This window comes from Prochlorococcus marinus CUG1433, from assembly GCA_017644425.1.
In the GTDB taxonomy this organism is placed as follows: domain Bacteria; phylum Cyanobacteriota; class Cyanobacteriia; order PCC-6307; family Cyanobiaceae; genus Prochlorococcus_A; species Prochlorococcus_A marinus_U.
The window spans coordinates 1,295,879-1,313,514 of sequence record JAEPLN010000001.1 but is presented as its reverse complement, the minus strand read 5'-3'; the positions used below and the strand labels follow the sequence as shown (position 1 = coordinate 1,313,514).

The window sequence follows — 17,636 nt, the reverse complement described above, 5'->3', positions numbered from 1 at the left end:
TTATTTTTTAATTAATGTAGTGTTGATGAGGGTTTTTTATTAAATTCAAAATATTTATTAAATAAATATTTTTAGGATTTTCCTCAACAAATTCCTACATATGAGCTTAGTAAGTTCATAATGCACCCAATACTAGTATTAGATTCCTATTTAGAGATGAGCTACGGTAACAATCCAAACTTTGATCAATCGGGAGAAATCCTCCCAAGTCAAAACGCCAAAATAGAAGTTATTGGCGTTGGAGGTGGTGGAAGTAACGCAGTAAATAGAATGATAAATAGTGATTTAGAGGGAGTTTCATTTCGAGTCCTCAATACTGATGCACAAGCGCTATTACAGTCATCTGCGGAGAGCAGAGTTCAACTTGGACAAAACCTTACCCGAGGTTTAGGTGCAGGAGGGAATCCAAGTATTGGTCAAAAAGCGGCAGAAGAATCTAGAGAAGAACTTCAACAGGCTTTAGAGGGATCTGATTTGGTTTTCATAGCCGCTGGAATGGGTGGTGGAACAGGAACTGGCGCAGCTCCAGTAGTCGCAGAAGTTGCTAAACAAAGTGGTGCTTTAACAGTCGGTATAGTCACTAAACCATTCTCCTTTGAAGGGAAGCGAAGAATGCGTCAAGCAGAAGAAGGTATCGCAAGACTTGCTGAAAATGTAGACACTCTTATTGTTATTCCAAATGACAGATTAAAAGACGTTATCGCAGGCGCTCCTCTTCAGGAAGCATTTAGGAACGCTGATGATGTTTTAAGAATGGGCGTCAAAGGGATAAGCGACATAATTACTTGTCCAGGTTTAGTTAATGTTGATTTCGCTGATGTTAGATCAGTTATGACAGAGGCAGGTACTGCTCTTCTTGGAATAGGTATAGGTTCAGGAAGATCGAGAGCTTTAGAGGCAGCACAGGCAGCTATGGCTAGTCCTCTGCTAGAGGCAGCTAGAATTGATGGAGCTAAAGGATGCGTTATAAATATAACTGGCGGCAAAGATATGACTTTAGAAGACATGACCTCCGCATCCGAAATTATATATGATGTTGTTGATCAAGAAGCTAATATTATTGTTGGTGCAGTTGTTGATGAAGCAATGGAAGGTGAAATACAAGTCACTGTAATTGCCACCGGATTTGAAACGAATCAACCATTAAACCAACAAAGAATAAAAAATAGATTGTCAAATCAACCTCTTTATAACCTTTCTGATAATAAAGAACCAGGAGCAAATATCCCTGAATTCCTAAGATTGAGACAAAATAAAAAAGATATAAATTAATAGGTAAAATAGAGTGACTCGGTTATCTCGCCTGCCTCAAGCATCCCTTGTGGCTGCTACCTTCCGGTCCTGACCAGGTTTAGGCGTTAAAACCGCGAAAGGCCGAGTCAGAAATATAATAGCAATTCTTGATTAAAAAAGATACATAAATCTCTTATGTTACCTTCAGAACTCATTAAACATAAAGAAAATTCTCAGCAAATCATTGCATTAACTGCATGGGACTCCATATCCGGTTCAATAGCAGAACAGGCTGATGTTGATCTCGTCTTGGTAGGAGATTCTTTAGCAATGGTATGTTTGGGATACAAATCCACTTTACCGTTAACTTTAGAAAACATTATTTATCATACTAATGCTGTTTCCAGAGGGTTCAAAAAGAAAATCGAAGAACAACCTTTGTTAGTTGCTGACATGCCTTTTCTGACTTATCAATGCGGAGAGGATAAAGCAGTGGAGTATGCAGGAAAAATTATTCAAACCACTTATGCAAAAGCCGTAAAGATCGAGGGAGCTGAACCAGAAATTCAAAAAGTGATTTCTAGATTAATAAGAATGGGAATCCCTGTGATGGGTCATATAGGGCTTACACCACAAAGCTATTTGAATCTTGGATTAAAAAAACAAGGAGAAAGCATGCACAGCCGAGAAAAAATCAAAAGAGAAGCATCTATCCTCGAAGAATTGGGATGTTTTTCAATAGTTCTTGAACATATCCCTGAGTTGCTTGCTAAAGAAATACAAAACAACTTAACTATTCCAACAATAGGTATTGGTGCAGGTAATTATTGCGATGGGCAAGTAAGAGTTACTGCAGATTTATTAGGTCTTAACGATGATCAACCACCATTTTGCCAACCGATTATTCAAGGGAAAAAAATATTTAAGGATAAGCTAAAAGAATGGGTAACTTCTCAAAGACTTAATTAATTTCATCCCACCACTTAAACATGGAAATAAGAATTTGATTGCTTAGCTCCATACCTTTTGGATCACTTAAGAAGAATCTATTCCCTTTCCTCACTAATAAACCGCTTTCAAGAAATATTTCCCACTTATTTAGCAATTTTCTCAAATTACTTTTAAATTTTTTATTTTCCCAGTTTTGTCCTCTAAAAACTTTATAAATATCTATGCCCTCTTTAAGTCTCAATCCCAACATTATTTTCTCATCCAATTCTTGATAGACAAAATTTTTGTTAATGAGAGATGAATCCAGATTTAAGTCGTATTGCTTAATTACCCAGTCCTTGTATTCTTTGCTAATTCTTGGTCTAGTTAGCTTTTCTCCCCATGGTGAACTGGTAGAACCTTGACCAAAACTCCACCAGCCTGAACCGGTCCAATAAACTCTATTATGTCTCGATTGATGCCTGGGAAGACAATAGTTAGAAATTTCATATCTTGAGTATCCTGAGCTCTTTAAAATTGAGTGAGTTAATTCACTATTTTTAAAGGCCTCTTCATCACTTGGAAGTTGTAATTTCCCCAAATTAACTAATCTTTTAAAAACAGTCCCATTTTCAATATTTAAATCGTAAATAGATATATGCGGTGGAGAAAAAGTAATTGTTTTTTTTAAATCCTCTTGCCATTCTTTAAATCCACTAAGTGGCAAGTTTTGAATTAAATCTAAGCTCCAACTGTGTATCAATCCAGAATTATATACCTTCTTCAACCATGAACATGAATTTTCAGCATCAAGTCTCGAATGTCTTCTTCCAGACTTTTGAAGTATCTGATCATTAAAACTTTGCACTCCAAGACTAAATCTATTTATCCCAGCATTTATGAATCCATGAAGATCATCTAGATTAAAACTTGCTGGGTCCACTTCCATTGTGATTTCTGCACCATTGTCAACTCCGTAATTTTCCTTAAAATGATCAATTATCTCTCTGATTTGTTTGGGATCCAAAATCGATGGTGTACCTCCACCAATATAAATTGTTGAAAGAGGTGATTTATGATCAATTGACAATATTTCTTTGTATAGAAATTGCAAATATTCATTAATAGTTTTACTTCCGTAACCATGTAAAGTTTCTACGTTGTCTCCCATTGGTACAACAGCAAAATCACAATAAAAACACCTTCTGTGACAAAAAGGGATATGGACATAAGCACTTCTTGGAAACTTATTCATAATCTAAATACATTTTTTAAGCTCCAAATAAGTATTAAGGATCAAAAAAATAAAATCCTTATTTACTCAATTAATAAATCCTAGTAGATTATAGGTATGACCGATATCTTAGTATTAATTTTATTTGTATTGTCAGGGGCCGCTTCGGGATGGCTTGGGGTTGATTTATTGCCAGTAGATATTCTAAAAGAGGTTTCTAATGTAGAGGGTTTTAGAATTGTTTTAGCGATAATAGGTTTATTTATAGGGTTAGCTGCCGGTTTCGTATTCCTTCAACTTAGAAAGACATTTCTTGATCAAATAAGGACAATGCCTACAGATTTACTATTAAGTAGGTCAGTTGGCTTAATTTTAGGATTATTAGTCGCGAATCTCCTTCTTGCCCCAATTCTACTAATTCCCTTTCCTAGAGAAGTCTTTTTTGCAAAACCATTAGCGGCTATTTTAAGTAACATCTTCTTTGGTGCACTCGGTTACAAGTTAGCGGACACACATGGAAGAACATTATTGAGATTATTTAATCCGAACAATACTGATGCATACCTAGTTAACGAAGGCATACTACCTGCTGCAAGTCCAAAAATTCTAGATACAAGTGTAATTATTGATGGCAGAATTAATGGGCTATTAAATTGTGGATTGTTGGAAGGGCAATTAATTGTTGCTCAAAGTGTTATTGATGAACTACAAACTTTAGCTGACTCTAGCAGTAATGAAAAAAGGTCTAAGGGCAGAAGAGGTTTAAAATTATTGAAAGAATTAAGAGATCTTTACGGAAGAAGGCTGGTAATAAACCCAACAAAGTATGAAGGTAATGGAGTAGACGAAAAACTCCTGAAAATTACTGAGGATATGACAGGAACGTTAATTACAGCAGATTATAATCTCTCTCAGATTGCTGAAGTTAAAGAATTAAAAGTTATGAATTTAAGTGATCTAGTTATTGCTTTAAGACCAGAAGTACAACCAGGAGAATCACTTAATATAAAAATCGTAAGAGAGGGTAAAGAAAAAATGCAAGGAATTGGATATTTAGATGACGGTACAATGGTAGTTATTGATGAAGCAAAGAATTTTGTTGGAAGTAGACTAGATATTATTATCACTGGAGCACTACAAACTCCTACTGGAAGAATGGTCTTTGGGAAACTTATAAATAATCCTGAGTCAAACAAATCTTTTAAATCACCAGCGACACAGGGCTAAATCTAGCTAGAATCAAATCAACTTTATTATTTATGATACAAATGACTGTATCTGCTCCTTATTACGGCGAAAACACCGTTATGAGGACTCCTCCCCCTGATCTTCCTTCTCTTTTACTGAAAGAGAGAATTGTTTACCTCGGCTTACCATTATTTTCAGATGATGATGCGAAAAGACAGCTAGGAATGGATGTTACAGAGCTAATCATTGCTCAGCTTCTTTATCTAGAGTTTGAAGATCCAGAAAAACCTATTTATTTTTACATTAATTCAACAGGGACAAGTTGGTACACGGGTGATGCTGTTGGTTTTGAAACAGAAGCTTTTGCTATCTGCGATACCATAAGCTACATTAAACCCCCAGTACATACAATCTGCATCGGACAAGCAATGGGAACTGCTGCAGTTATTCTTTCCTCTGGGACAAAAGGGCAAAGAGCGGCCCTTCCGCACGCTTCTATCGTTTTACATCAACCTATAAGTGGTGCGAGAGGTCAAGCAACTGATATTCAAATAAGAGCTGAGGAAGTCTTGAAAAATAAAAAATCAATGCTAAAGATTTTATCCAAGAATACTGGAAAGACTATCGAAGAACTTTCTAAAGACTCAGATAGGATGAGTTATCTCAACCCTCAAGAAGCTCTAGATTACGGAGTTATAGATAGAATACTCACAAGTCAAAAAGATTTACCAAATAAAATTTAACTTTCACCAACAATTATTTTAAAATCATGCCAATAGGAACTCCAAGCGTGCCCTACAGACTTCCAGGAAGTCAATACGAACGATGGGTTGACATATATACAAGACTAGGTGTTGAAAGAATTCTTTTTCTTGGACAAGAAGTGAATGATGGAATTGCTAATAGCCTAGTTGCACAGATGCTTTATCTTGATTCTGATGACAATTCCAAGCCTATCTACCTATACATAAATAGCCCAGGCGGATCAGTAACAGCAGGCTTGGCAATATACGATACTATTAAATACGTAAAAAGTGATGTAGTGACCATATGTGTTGGCCTCGCAGCCTCAATGGGCGCATTTCTATTGGCCGCGGGAACAAAAGGCAAAAGAGTAGCTTTGCCACATAGCAGGATAATGATTCATCAACCTCTTGGAGGGACATCTCAACGCCAAGCTAGTGACATTGAAATAGAAGCTAAAGAAATCTTAAGAATTAAAGATATGTTAAACATGTCTATGGCTGATATGACTGGTCAATCATTTGAGAAAATTGAAAAGGATACAGATAGAGATTATTTTCTAAGTGCTGAGGAGGCAAAAAACTATGGTTTGATTGATAGAGTAATAACACATCCAAGTGAAGCAAATCAGTCTTGAATTTTCTAAATAAATATTTTAATTTTCATTTTTAAATTAATAATTTTTTGTTTTATTTACACCTTTAATGTCTAAAATGTTAATTATTAAATGCAAAGAAGCTACAACTAATGACCCAACTCTTTTACGACACCGACGCAGATCTGAGTCTTTTAAACAATAAAACAATAGCGATTATTGGATATGGTTCACAAGGTCATGCACATGCCCTAAATCTTAAAGACAGCGGCATGGACGTAATCGTCGGATTATATAAAGGGAGTAAGTCTGAAAGTAAAGCTATTAGTGATGGCCTACAAGTGTTTAGTGTTTCTGAAGCCTGCGCAAAAGCAGACTGGATTATGATTCTCCTACCAGATGAGTTTCAGAAAGATGTTTACTTTAAAGAAATAGAACCAAACTTAAGTGAAGGAAAAATTTTAAGTTTTGCTCATGGCTTTAATATTAGATTCGGGCTTATCAAACCTCCAAGTTTTGTGGATGTCGTTATGATCGCCCCAAAAGGACCGGGACACACTGTTCGTTGGGAATATCAGAACGGTCAAGGTGTTCCTGCATTATTCGCTGTTGAGCAGGATTCTTCTGGGAATGCAAGATCATTAGCGATGGCTTACGCCAAAGGAATTGGAGGAACGCGAGCTGGGATTCTTGAAACAAACTTTAAAGAAGAAACGGAAACTGATTTATTTGGCGAGCAAGCGGTTTTATGCGGTGGCTTGTCAGAACTTGTTAAATCGGGCTTCGAAACTCTTGTAGAGGCTGGATATCAGCCCGAACTTGCTTACTTCGAATGCTTACATGAAGTAAAACTTATCGTTGATTTAATGGTAAAGGGAGGCTTATCTCAAATGAGAGATTCCATTTCAAATACTGCAGAATATGGAGATTATGTCAGTGGCAAAAGACTTATCAATAATGATACAAAGAAAGAAATGCAAAAAATTCTAAAAGATATTCAAGATGGAACTTTTGCTAGAAATTTTGTGGAAGAATGTAATAAAAACAAACCCTTAATGACAAAATTAAGAGAAGAGAACTCAAAACATGAAATTGAAAAAGTAGGAAAAGGTCTGCGCTCGATGTTCAGTTGGCTGAAATAAATTTATTTTTAATTTTTCTTGGATCAATTGGTTTTGATTTATTGATCGGCGATCCAACATTCTTAATCCACCCTGTTCAAGTAATTGGCTTTTACATAAAAAAAATATCTGATTACCTCATAAATAATTTTGGAGAAAATAACAACATATTGTTTTGGGGCGGTTTTATCGTTGCTATTTCCACTATTGGAATAAGTTTTAGTCTAGGAAAATTGATAGAACTCACTTATGTTCAATCAAGAAATCATGTTTTTGGTGGATTTTTAATTTTCTTTGGACTTTCAAGTTGTATTGCGACAAAGGGACTTATTTCAAGTGTGAAAGAAATTGCAGAGCTAATAGAACGCAAAGAAAATATTTCCAAAAATATAATAAATGAGAAGGTACAAAGATTAGTAAGTAGGGATGTAAGGTCATCTTCTATAAAACATCTCTTGAGATCTAGTACCGAGAGCCTTACCGAAAATTCTGTTGACGGAATTTTTGGACCGTTATTTTGGATTTTTATAGGAATTGTTTTTATAAAGATTTCAATTTTTCTACCAGGGCCTTTATCACTTGGTTTTTCTTATAAAGCCATAAGTACTTTAGATTCAATGATTGGTTACAAATATGATTATTTTAGATATTTGGGTTTTTTCAGTGCAAAAATCGAAGATATTTTTACCTTTGTCCCTTCAAGATTAGTTTTAATCACATTACCTTTAGTTAGCTCCAAAGTTAATGATTATGGATCAATCATAAAAAAAAGCTATCTTGATGGAAAAAAATATGATTCGCCTAATGCTGGGATTTCAGAAGCTATATTTGCCTATATTTCAGATGTCAAATTGGGAGGGAAAAGTAAATATAAAAATGAAATTATTGAAAAACCAATCATAAATGCGACTGGAGATAATTGCACTGAAGAGAAAATCAAATTAATTTGTCAATTAATTTTGAAATTACAATTATTGTGGATAATAATTTTTGTTTTAATTTTTTTTATAATCTAAAGTCTCACTTAATAATAAATTAGTTTTAAAGTTATTAAAATAAACTTAAAAATCTATGCAAGAAAAGGGCTCCCCAACGGAAAATCAAAATGACGGTTTTACTAATACATCATCAACTGATAGTGAATACTCAAAATGGGTAGACAATCAAGGGGATGAAGTAAAAAATGTTTTTGGATTTAATAGCAGCGCTGAGCTTGTTAATGGTAGAGCAGCTATGATTGGATTCTTAATGCTCATATTAACCGAGTTAGTTTTTAGCGGCAGACCTGTGACTTCCTCAATTTTTGGTATAAATTAAAAATGGAAGAAAAAAAATCTAAACCAATAAAAGTTGTCCTGTACATTTCTGTTTGGGTAATTATTTGGGGGACAATAGGTTCTTTTATAGATTATCCTCTTTATAAAAATAAAATTTACATAGAAGGAAGCATATACCAGTATCTTACTTTCATAGTTACAGCAATAATATCCGTAATAAGTGCAAAGTTCTTTTATAAAAAATTTGAGTTATAAAAATTTATACCTAAATTTCTTAATAATTTTAGCTGGTTCATTGTTTTCATTTGACTCGTAAAGTATCCACTGATGAGTCTCAGTATCATGATCACAACCATAATTTCCAGATAGGTTATCGTAACTTGCAAGATATGAATGACAATTCTGGTCGGCCTCAAAAGCGGAGTCGTAACCTGTTAGATAATATATTAAAAATAGAAGGATTACTAACAAAAAAAATAATTGAAAAACTAAATTTACTACCTTCATAATAATTTCTAAAATTTAAATATATCACTTAAAAAAATTTTTCGATCTAAAAACATTTAGCGACCCATATTAAAAACAAAGTCATGGAATTCTTGATTCTTTAAATAGAGTATGACTAGCAATATTAAAATCATATTTAAGCCTAGTACAATTGATCCAAAAATATTTATTTGTTTTTTACCTGGCAAAGTGTAAGTAAATTTCTTTCCTTTAAGAAAAGCTGCTAAACCTTTTTTTTCTTTTTCTAAATCTTTTATTTCAGGATCATTTTTAAATTCATTATCAGAGAAACCTTTTACCATTAAAACTTAAAATCCAAATTTTTATAATATTCCAAAAAAATAAAATTTCTTGATAATTAACAATTTTTAATCACATATGGGATCATAAATGAAATTCTCTCATTTGAGAAATTTTTCAAGAAATAAGCTTCAATAATTGCCGACTGCATCCCTAATAAACTTGATTGACATTTGAATCTATTTTGGTCATATACAACTAATTGAATTTTTTCTATTTCAGAAACCAGCTCTTTACATACTTGAGGTTGATGATCTTTAGCGCAATAACTAGTTTGTTTTAAAATCTTGGATTTTGTTGGTATCGTTTCTGCAATAACAGAATGAGATAACAACAAAAATTTTAGGAATAAAATAATTAAACATTTCATTACTTTTTAAGACATCAAAATTAGGGATCCCTTTTTGAGAGTTTTGGTTATTTAGCTAATAGCATTTATTTAAATTAAAAAAAAAGATGCTCAAAAAGAGCACCTTGATACTAAGGGAAGAAATAGGCTTAAAAAGTCTAACCTTGAACCCTATCCTTAAAAAGTTTACCTGCAGAAAATGTCGGAACTCTTTTAGCAGGTATTGCTATTTTTTCGCCTGTCTTAGGGTTTAATCCCTGTCTTGCAGAACGATCTCTTGGTTCAAAAGAACCAAATCCTAGTATGGAGACTTTTTTGCCTTCCACTACTGAATCAACAATAGTTTCAATAGCTGCATCAACAACTAAAGAAACATCCGTTTTTGTGAGCTCTGTACGAGCAGCAACAAGATTTACTAAATCAGCTTTGTTCATTGAATTGTTTGTAAAGCAGAGATTCAGAGACAAGAATTTTAATCAAGCCTAAAAACCTCGAACTTGCATATCATATGGAGCAAATACAAATACGGCAACCGAAAATGCTGGCAGCGCAAAGCTTTATACAAATCTTAGGGACATTTTTAGCTTCATTATTTGTTTTTATAACAGCAGATTTTTCTTATTTAAAAAACAGCCTCTTTAATTAGAAAACAGCTAAACCCATTGGTAACACTAGATTTACTCTTAAAAAATCTAACTAAACAAATCAACGGTAAAAATGTAAAAGGGTCATGAAGTTAAGAATTTGAACTATTTATTATGTTTTATTAATTTTCAGATATATTTCCTTCTCATCACATGGAAAAGCATAATTTGTATTTTGAAATCAAGAAAAACCTGGTTTCCCCATTATTAAACTTTCTCTCTAAATCGTTCTATGTACTGAGTAGATGGATGAATTTTTTACGATTAATTGAAAATCAATAATCTCCAAAGTTTAAGAAAGTTGATTAGTAAAACCTTAAATTAGAGTTTTTTTTTTATTTTGCATCTAATATTCAAATATCAGCATTTTGAATAAATTATTCCAATATTTAAGTAATCAATGCTTAAAAGAAAGTGACTCATATCAATAAAGGCAACCCATTTCCTTTAGGAAGTTCTCTAACTTCACAAGGAGTTAATTTTTCACTAATAGCCACAAATGCAGAATATGTAGAAATCTTATTGTTTGAGAAAGAGGACTCTATTTCCCCAAAAAGTATATTGAAATTAGACCAGCATCATAATACTGGTCCCTACTGGCATGTGGAAATAAAAAATCTAAATGAAGGTTGTCTTTATGCTTTTAGAGTAAAACAGAAAAATAATGAAATTAATAATAACTATGAAAAAAAAGTATTACTTGATCCATGTTCAAGGGGCATTACTGGATGGGAAATTTATAAAAGAGAAAATGCATTAAAAACCCAAGAAAATACTAATTCTTGTCTTAAAAGCGTTGTTTGCGATAGAAAATTATTTAATTTTAAGGATTATCCAAGACCTAACCATTCTTGGGAAAAAACAATTATTTATGAACTCCATATCAAATCCTTCACTGAGTCAACTGATAAAAATGAAAGTTGTTTCAAGAAATTTTTAAAGAAAATTCCGTATCTCAAAGAACTTGGTATTACAACAATTGAATTACTTCCAATTTTTTGTTTTGATCCAACTGATGCACCAAATGGTTTAGAGAATTTTTGGGGTTATAGTCCAATAAATTGGTTTACACCTCATTTTGAATATCTTTCGAATGAATCAGCAGAAAAGAACAGAGAGGAATTTAGAAAATTAGTAGAGGAATGTCATAAGGCAGACATTGAAGTAATTTTAGATGTCGTATACAATCATACTTCTGAAGGAGACACTAAAGGACCAGCGATATCTTGGAAAGGTATAGATGAAAGTCTATATTACTTTATTGGGAAAGATAAAAATTATCAGGACGTAACTGGATGTGGGAATACTATTGCAGCCAACAGAGGATTAGTTAGAAAACTAATAATTGAATCATTGAAGTGTTGGGCGAGTGAATTTGGAGTAGATGGTTTTAGATTTGACTTAGGTATTGCCTTATCAAGAGGAGAAAATCTGTTGCCACTCGATAATCCTCCAATTTTTGAAGATATGGAATGTGAACCAGAACTTGCTGACATAAAGTTTATAAGCGAACCATGGGATTGTGGTGGTTTATATAAATTAGGTGATTTCCCATCCAAGAATACTTTCACTTGGAATGGTCATTTTAGAGATGACTTGAGGAGATTTTGGAAGGGTGATAAAGATACAGCTTGGAATATGAGCGATAAAATAAAAGGTACTCCATCGATTTATAAAGAAGATAATATTTTCCCAAAGTCAATAAATTTTATTACTTCACATGATGGATTCACTCTAAGAGATTTAGTAACTTTCAATAGAAAACATAATTTTGCCAATAGAGAACAAAATAGAGATGGTGAAAACCATAACAATTCTTGGAATCATGGTACAGAGGGACCAACTACAAACTTATTAATCAATGATTTAAGAAAAAGACAACAAAAAAATCTTATTCTTAGTCTACTTATCTCTAAGGGTGTTCCAATGATACTTATGGGTGATGAGATAGGAAGGTCACAAGGCGGTAACAATAATTCTTGGTGCCAAAATAATTTATTAGGATGGATGAATTGGGGAAATGGTCAACAAGATTTGGAATTATTAGAATTTTTTAAATACGTTATAAAAATCCGAAAAAAACTAATAAATATTTTTAATCCATCATCCTTCCCTTACAATCAAACCAATGAAAATATTCCAACATATCATTGGCATGGAACAAAGTTAGATAATCCAGACTGGAGTAGTTGGTCTCACACAGTTTCCTTCAGCATTAACAAAGGCAATACTAATCCACTGGTCTGGATAGGTTTAAATGCATATTCAAAAAGTATCGATTTCCCCTTGCCGAAATGTCAATTTAATTGGTTAAAAGTTATTGACACTAGCAAGCCAGAAATTTTTGAACCCTTACTTATTAATGAAAAATTTGTTTCAATAAAGAGTAGAAGCTCTTTATTAATCATTTCAGAGGAAGTATTTGAGGCAAAAAATAATAAATCCTAAAAGCGGGCGGCGGGAATCGAACCCGCATCTTCAGCTTGGAAGGCTGAGGTTTTACCACTAAACCACGCCCGCATTAAGTAATAGAATTACCATTGCAATAATACATTATCAAACAATCAACAAAGTAAAAAGATTGGAAAATTCACACTCGAAAAAAAATATTACTAGATCAACAACAAGATTAATGTTCTCTTATGGGCTAGGAGATGCCGGCACAGGTTTAGTCGCGACGCAATTCGGTTTTTTTCTGTTCAAATTCTTTATTTCTGCTGGTTTACCAGTAATAATTGCAGGTTCATTATTAATGTTGATCAAGATATGGGATGCAGTAAATGATCCATTAATTGGATGGTTAAGTGATCGTACCAAATCAAAATGGGGGCCCAGAATCCCTTGGATGGTAGCAGCATCGGTTCCTCTTGGTTTTTCTTTAGCTGCGATATGGTGGACACCCACTGGTTCCCTGCTAACCAAGACTATTTACTATGCCATAATTTCTATAGTCGTAATGACTGCTTATACAAGTATTAATCTTCCTTTCGCAGCTCTATCTACTGAAATTTCTGAAAAAACGGCAATAAGAACAAGACTTAACGCATCAAGATTTACAGGCTCAATAATTGCAGGGCTAACTGGTTTAATAATTGCTGGAGTTGTATTAGGTTCTGAAGGATCAGCAAATAATGAATATTTTTTAATGGGTAAAATAAGTGGTTGTATTGCAGTTGCTGCAACATTAATTTCTTGTTGGGGATTAGCCCCATTTGCAAAAAAAGCAAGAAGGCCTTCAGGAAAAGTTGAAGCCATAACACTTCAATTCAAAAGGATCTTCAGAAATAAAAAATTTCTAAAAGTTATTACGCTTTATATTCTTCTCTGGTGCGCCTTACAATTGATGCAAACAGTAGCTTTAATCTATGTAGAGGATGTACTTAATGTGCCAACATATATTGCAAAGTGGATCCCAATACCTTTCCAAATTAGCGCTTTAGTGGGGTTACAAATATGGACCAGAGTATCAAATAAATTGAACAGGATTTCAGCTTTAAACTATGGAGCGATTATGTGGATTATTTCATGTACCGCAGCTTTATTTTTACCTTCATTATCAAAAGTTTCAGGATTAGGAGAAAGTTTATTCCAAAATGCTGGCAACTTATTTCTGTTTATTCTTTTAATTTTCATAATCTGTCTTATTGGCATTGGAGCTTCAACCGCCTTTCTTATCCCTTGGTCACTGCTTCCTGATGCAATAGACGAAGATCCAGAAAAACCCGCAGGACTATATACTGCTTGGATGGTACTTATTCAGAAGATTGGCATCGCATTTAGTGTTCAATTATTAGGATTTTTGTTGTATTTATCTGGTTATCAAACATGCTTTGTTGATAAAAATGGCCTTAATATTATAGAAAAATGCTACTCAGCACAATTAACTATTAGATTTTGTATTGGTTTTATTCCCTCAATATTGGTAATAATTGGTCTGTTAATCATGCGAAATTGGGATAGAAAATTAATTACAAACTAATATAAAAATATGTATTACCCTAATTTTTTAAAAAGACTTCTCAGTTGCTTAATAATTGGCGGGCAAGCAATTAATTTTATCTTTAGAGGTAAAATTTCCAAAAACGATCTCTTTGACCAACTGATGGAGTCGGGACCTGGAAGTTTGTTAATTGTATTAATTACAGGAATTGCCGCAGGTACAGTTTTTAATATTCAAGTTGCATCACAACTTACAAGTATGGGTGTTTCTAGTGAAATTGGAGGTTTATTAGCAGTTGGTATGGCAAGAGAAATGGCTCCTCTTCTAACTGCTACATTAATGACTGGAAAGGTTGCTACTGCCTATGCTGCTCAACTGGGTACTATGAAAGTTACAGAACAAATTGAGGCAATAACCATGTTAAGGACCGAACCAGTCCAATATTTGGTAGTCCCAAGGTTACTAGCGATGGTAATAATGTCTCCAATACAGTGTCTTTTGTTTTTATCTGTTGCTTTATGGAGTGGGCAAATTTGGAGCACAATTTTTTATAAAGTTCCTCCAATAGTTTTTTGGACATCTGTAAGATCAGGTAATGTGAGTTTAACCAGTACAGACTTAACTTCAATGTTAATAAAAGCTGTAGTATTTGGATTACTTATTTCAATTATTGCTTGTGGATATGGACTCACCACTAAAGGTGGTCCAAAAGAAGTTGGAACAAGTACAACAGGTGCAGTTGTAATGACTCTCGTTACTGTATCTTTAATGGATGTATTACTAACACAAGTTTTATTTGGATGATTCTATGTTCAACACTAAACCAAAAAAAGAGGAACCAGTCATAATATCACCATCTTTTCAATTACCAATCATTCTAATAATTTTAAGTTTTATGCTTTTATTTTTAAATATTGGTTCTTTGCCCACAATAATTTTTGCCTCTTTTAGCTTTTTTTTATTACTTCAGTCTTTTACCTTAAGAATAAAAATAACAAATGATGATTTTATCGTTTTACAATTAGGAAAGGAGATTAGAACTTTTCCATTCAAGAACTGGATATCATGGAAATTCTTTTTCCCTATAATTCCAGGTATTTTTTATTTTAGAGAAAAGTCAAGTCCTCATTTATTACCGATATTATTTAATCCAAAGCAATTAAAAGATGAGCTCATAAAAAAAGTTGACTCACTGGAAATTAAAAATTCCTAAAATTCAGTATTTGCTTAATTATCAAAACTATTTAAATGGACAATAAAGAAATTTCTAACAATAATCCTGAGAAGGAATTAATCATAGACAAGTCAATTTCAGATGATAAAACCAAACAAATTAGTAAGAAAAATACAACGCAAAATAAAAAAATTACGTCAAAAAATGACAAATCAACTAAATCTTTTGATGAAATTTCTAATGAAATTTTTAGAGAACTCGTTTCAAAAAAAGACTCTTTAGTTAAAGATATAAAAGAATTAGAAACAAAAAAAGATGAATTAGAAAAAGATATTGATTCAAATTTCAAAGGACAGTCAGATAATATTGCTAAAAGAGTTAAAGGCTTTCAAGAGTACTTAACTGGAGCTTTGCAGAATCTTTCACAAAACGTTGAGAAACTTGAATTAGTTTCTCAACCAATAATCGTAAAACCATCTCCCCTTGATGAGAAAAAGCAAAACAATAGCACAAATAATGTGGTTAATGTCCCTGCTCTTTCTGAAACATTTAAGCCAGATGAGAACCTTATAAAAGGTTGCTTTTCAAGTTTCACAGAACAACCTGATTTTTATGCTGAACCTTGGAAATTAAGAAGGAGTCTTGATTCATCAGATATAGAAATTATGGATGATTGGTTCTTTAACATGGGCGGAAGAGGTTCTCTTGAAAGTAGAGGATCTCGACAAAAAAATGCTTTGCTATCAGCGGGGTTAATATCTATTCTTGGCGAATTATATGGAGATCAGTTTCAGACTCTTATTTTAGCTTCACAGCCTGAACGATTAGGTGAATGGAGAAGAATTCTTCAAGATTCACTTGGTCTAACAAGGGATGACTTTGGACCTAATAGTGGGATTGTTCTTTTTGAAAGGCCTGAAGGTGTCATCGAAAGAGCTGATAGATTAGAAGCCAATGAAGAATTGCCATTTATTATCATTGATGCATCAGAAACCTCTGTTGAAATACCAATACTTCAGTTCCCATTATGGGTTGCATTTGCTGGTTCAGATAGTGAAATTTACGATGATCTTGAATTAAACTAATCTTTATGAATATCTTAATAATTTTTACAAGTTATCTTTTAGGTTCACTTCCTACAGGTTTTTTAATTGGAAAATATCTTAAAAATATAGATCTAAGGACTATAGGTTCTGGATCTACAGGTGCCACCAATGTCTTAAGAAATGTTGGGAAATGGCCGGCACTTTTTGTATTTATCGTTGACGTTGGGAAAGGCCTTATTGCAGTAAAAATTGCACAATATTACACAGCTCAAGGATTAATAGAGGTTATAGCAGGCATATCAGCTATCTCAGGACATATTTGGCCAATATGGCTCAGAGGTAAAGGAGGGAAAGCTGTTGCGACTGGATTAGGTATGTTTTTAGCTCTTTCCTGGAAAGTTGGACTAGCGTCTCTTGGGATTTTTTTAATTGTCCTAACAAAAACTAAATTCGTTTCTTTATCCAGTATTTCCGCTGCATTTTTACTTCCTATCTTTATGTTTTTTTACCTCGGCAATTTTATGCACTCATACTTTTTTATAAGTTTAATTGTGGCATTATTAGTAATCTGGAAACATAGATCAAACATAACAAGATTACTCAAGGGAGAAGAATCCAAAATCAACCAGAATTAATAGATTCAAATATTTCTTTTAGAGCTTTATTAGGATCTATAGCTTTTGATATTGATCTACCAATGACTAATTTAGAAGCGCCATTATCAATAGCTTCATGGGGAGTCATAATTCTATTTTGATCATCTTTATTCTCAATCTTTAACCTGATACCTGGTGTAATTAGTTCAAAATTGTCCTTATAAATGGATCTCAACATTTTTACCTCCCAAGGGGAACAGACACATCCATCTAATCCAGCATCAAAAGACAACTTTGCAAGTCTCAATACATTTTCTTCAATTGAATTATTTCTATCAAGATCAGTTTGAAAATCTTTAAGAGAAAAGCTTGTTAAAACAGTTATTCCAACAACAAATGGAGGTTTTCCTCTGACTGAGGAGGCTCCCTCTAAAGATGCTTTTTTCGAATCCTTAAGAGCTTTTAAACCTGCTGAAGCATGAATAGAAATAATATCAACACCTAATTTTGAAACTTGGAAACATGCTGCACTCATGGTATTTGGAATATCATGGAATTTTAAGTCTAAAAAAACTTTTTTATTTAAACTTTTTAAAATTTCAATAACTCTTGGACCTTCCCTAACAAAAAGCTCTAAACCAACTTTTACCCACTTAATATCTGGACATTTTTCTAGAAGTAATTTTGCTTGGTTTACATCTAGTCCATCAATTGCCAATATTATTTTATCTTCTGAGTTAAATCCGTAATTCATCAAT

At 33.2% G+C, this 17,636-nt stretch carries 21 protein-coding genes, 1 tRNA gene and 1 other RNA gene; 15 read left to right on the top strand and 8 right to left on the bottom strand.

The window, feature by feature from the left end; all coding sequences use genetic code 11:
* Positions 1–156: 156 nt before the first annotated feature.
* The gene (gene ftsZ / locus JJ842_07465; protein MBO6971748.1) at positions 157–1,272 is read left to right on the top strand and encodes a cell division protein FtsZ; all 1,116 of its coding nucleotides are present in this window, start codon (positions 157–159) and stop codon (positions 1,270–1,272) included.
* Positions 1,273–1,284: 12 nt separating this feature from the next.
* On the opposite strand, the gene ffs is transcribed toward ftsZ, so the two are convergent.
* An RNA gene (gene ffs / locus JJ842_07460) (signal recognition particle sRNA small type) lies at positions 1,285–1,381 on the bottom strand.
* Between the two features lie 47 nt (positions 1,382–1,428).
* On the opposite strand from ffs, the gene panB reads away from it, so the two are divergent.
* On the top strand, positions 1,429–2,202 hold the full coding sequence (panB, locus tag JJ842_07455) for a 3-methyl-2-oxobutanoate hydroxymethyltransferase (GenBank protein MBO6971747.1): 774 nt from the start codon (positions 1,429–1,431) through the stop codon (positions 2,200–2,202).
* Here panB and hemW read toward each other — a convergent pair.
* Positions 2,195–3,418, bottom strand: coding sequence for a radical SAM family heme chaperone HemW (gene hemW / locus JJ842_07450; GenBank protein ID MBO6971746.1), 1,224 nt, complete (start codon positions 3,416–3,418; stop codon positions 2,195–2,197). The two genes, panB and hemW, sit on opposite strands and share 8 nt — an antisense overlap.
* 96 nt (positions 3,419–3,514) lie before the next feature.
* Between hemW and JJ842_07445 the strand changes: the two genes are divergently transcribed.
* The 7 genes from JJ842_07445 to JJ842_07415 all read left to right on the top strand — a co-directional run bounded on the left by JJ842_07445 (position 3,515) and on the right by JJ842_07415 (position 8,577).
* Positions 3,515–4,624, top strand: a complete 1,110-nt coding sequence (locus JJ842_07445; protein ID MBO6971745.1) for a TRAM domain-containing protein — start codon at positions 3,515–3,517, stop codon at positions 4,622–4,624.
* 41 nt (positions 4,625–4,665) lie between these two features.
* Positions 4,666–5,328 carry an ATP-dependent Clp protease proteolytic subunit gene (locus JJ842_07440; protein MBO6971744.1) on the top strand — a complete coding sequence of 221 codons (663 nt, stop codon included), beginning with the start codon at positions 4,666–4,668 and terminating at the stop codon, positions 5,326–5,328.
* 26 nt (positions 5,329–5,354) lie between these two features.
* Positions 5,355–5,966 (top strand): ATP-dependent Clp protease proteolytic subunit, encoded by a 612-nt coding sequence (locus tag JJ842_07435; protein MBO6971743.1) that lies wholly within the window; start codon positions 5,355–5,357, stop codon positions 5,964–5,966.
* A gap of 110 nt (positions 5,967–6,076) precedes the next feature.
* Positions 6,077–7,066 (top strand): ketol-acid reductoisomerase, encoded by a 990-nt coding sequence (gene ilvC, locus JJ842_07430; GenBank protein ID MBO6971742.1) that lies wholly within the window; start codon positions 6,077–6,079, stop codon positions 7,064–7,066.
* Positions 7,054–8,061, top strand: a complete 1,008-nt coding sequence (gene cobD / locus JJ842_07425; GenBank protein ID MBO6971741.1) for a cobalamin biosynthesis protein CobD — start codon at positions 7,054–7,056, stop codon at positions 8,059–8,061. The genes ilvC and cobD overlap by 13 nt, the downstream gene beginning before the upstream one ends.
* Before the next feature lie 55 nt (positions 8,062–8,116).
* Positions 8,117–8,362 carry a high light inducible protein gene (locus tag JJ842_07420; protein MBO6971740.1) on the top strand — a complete coding sequence of 82 codons (246 nt, stop codon included), beginning with the start codon at positions 8,117–8,119 and terminating at the stop codon, positions 8,360–8,362.
* A 2-nt stretch (positions 8,363–8,364) separates the two neighbouring features.
* Positions 8,365–8,577: a hypothetical protein gene (locus tag JJ842_07415; protein MBO6971739.1), complete on the top strand. Its 213-nt coding sequence runs from the start codon at positions 8,365–8,367 to the stop codon at positions 8,575–8,577.
* On the opposite strand, the gene JJ842_07410 is transcribed toward JJ842_07415, so the two are convergent.
* The 4 genes from JJ842_07410 to JJ842_07395 all read right to left on the bottom strand — a co-directional run bounded on the left by JJ842_07410 (position 8,572) and on the right by JJ842_07395 (position 9,912).
* A complete protein-coding gene (locus tag JJ842_07410) occupies positions 8,572–8,829 on the bottom strand; it encodes a hypothetical protein (GenBank protein ID MBO6971738.1) in 258 nt (85 codons plus the stop codon). The genes JJ842_07415 and JJ842_07410 overlap by 6 nt on opposite strands.
* A gap of 56 nt (positions 8,830–8,885) precedes the next feature.
* Complete coding sequence (locus JJ842_07405) at positions 8,886–9,131, bottom strand: hypothetical protein (protein MBO6971737.1); 246 nt, start codon at positions 9,129–9,131, stop codon at positions 8,886–8,888.
* 56 nt (positions 9,132–9,187) lie between these two features.
* On the bottom strand, positions 9,188–9,499 hold the full coding sequence (locus tag JJ842_07400; protein MBO6971736.1) for a hypothetical protein: 312 nt from the start codon (positions 9,497–9,499) through the stop codon (positions 9,188–9,190).
* Between the two features lie 137 nt (positions 9,500–9,636).
* A complete protein-coding gene (locus JJ842_07395; GenBank protein MBO6971735.1) occupies positions 9,637–9,912 on the bottom strand; it encodes an HU family DNA-binding protein in 276 nt (91 codons plus the stop codon).
* Positions 9,913–10,536: 624 nt separating this feature from the next.
* Between JJ842_07395 and JJ842_07390 the strand changes: the two genes are divergently transcribed.
* Positions 10,537–12,570, top strand: a complete 2,034-nt coding sequence (locus tag JJ842_07390) for a glycogen-debranching protein (GenBank protein ID MBO6971734.1) — start codon at positions 10,537–10,539, stop codon at positions 12,568–12,570.
* 1 nt (position 12,571) lies between these two features.
* Here the strand turns inward: JJ842_07390 and JJ842_07385 are convergent.
* A tRNA-Gly gene (locus JJ842_07385) sits at positions 12,572–12,642 on the bottom strand.
* 112 nt (positions 12,643–12,754) lie between these two features.
* On the opposite strand from JJ842_07385, the gene JJ842_07380 reads away from it, so the two are divergent.
* Genes JJ842_07380 through plsY form a run of 5 tightly spaced genes read left to right on the top strand, consistent with a single transcriptional unit; the run spans position 12,755 to position 16,917 of the window.
* On the top strand, positions 12,755–14,101 hold the full coding sequence (locus tag JJ842_07380) for an MFS transporter (protein MBO6971733.1): 1,347 nt from the start codon (positions 12,755–12,757) through the stop codon (positions 14,099–14,101).
* A 9-nt stretch (positions 14,102–14,110) separates the two neighbouring features.
* The gene (locus tag JJ842_07375; GenBank protein ID MBO6971732.1) at positions 14,111–14,866 is read left to right on the top strand and encodes an ABC transporter permease; all 756 of its coding nucleotides are present in this window, start codon (positions 14,111–14,113) and stop codon (positions 14,864–14,866) included.
* Between the two features lie 4 nt (positions 14,867–14,870).
* Positions 14,871–15,275: a DUF3119 family protein gene (locus tag JJ842_07370; protein MBO6971731.1), complete on the top strand. Its 405-nt coding sequence runs from the start codon at positions 14,871–14,873 to the stop codon at positions 15,273–15,275.
* A gap of 35 nt (positions 15,276–15,310) precedes the next feature.
* Positions 15,311–16,321 (top strand): DUF3086 domain-containing protein, encoded by a 1,011-nt coding sequence (locus JJ842_07365; GenBank protein ID MBO6971730.1) that lies wholly within the window; start codon positions 15,311–15,313, stop codon positions 16,319–16,321.
* A gap of 5 nt (positions 16,322–16,326) precedes the next feature.
* The gene (gene plsY / locus JJ842_07360; protein MBO6971729.1) at positions 16,327–16,917 is read left to right on the top strand and encodes a glycerol-3-phosphate 1-O-acyltransferase PlsY; all 591 of its coding nucleotides are present in this window, start codon (positions 16,327–16,329) and stop codon (positions 16,915–16,917) included.
* On the opposite strand, the gene pyrF is transcribed toward plsY, so the two are convergent.
* Positions 16,904–17,632 (bottom strand): orotidine-5'-phosphate decarboxylase, encoded by a 729-nt coding sequence (pyrF, locus tag JJ842_07355; protein MBO6971728.1) that lies wholly within the window; start codon positions 17,630–17,632, stop codon positions 16,904–16,906. The genes plsY and pyrF overlap by 14 nt on opposite strands.
* Positions 17,633–17,636: the final 4 nt, after the last annotated feature.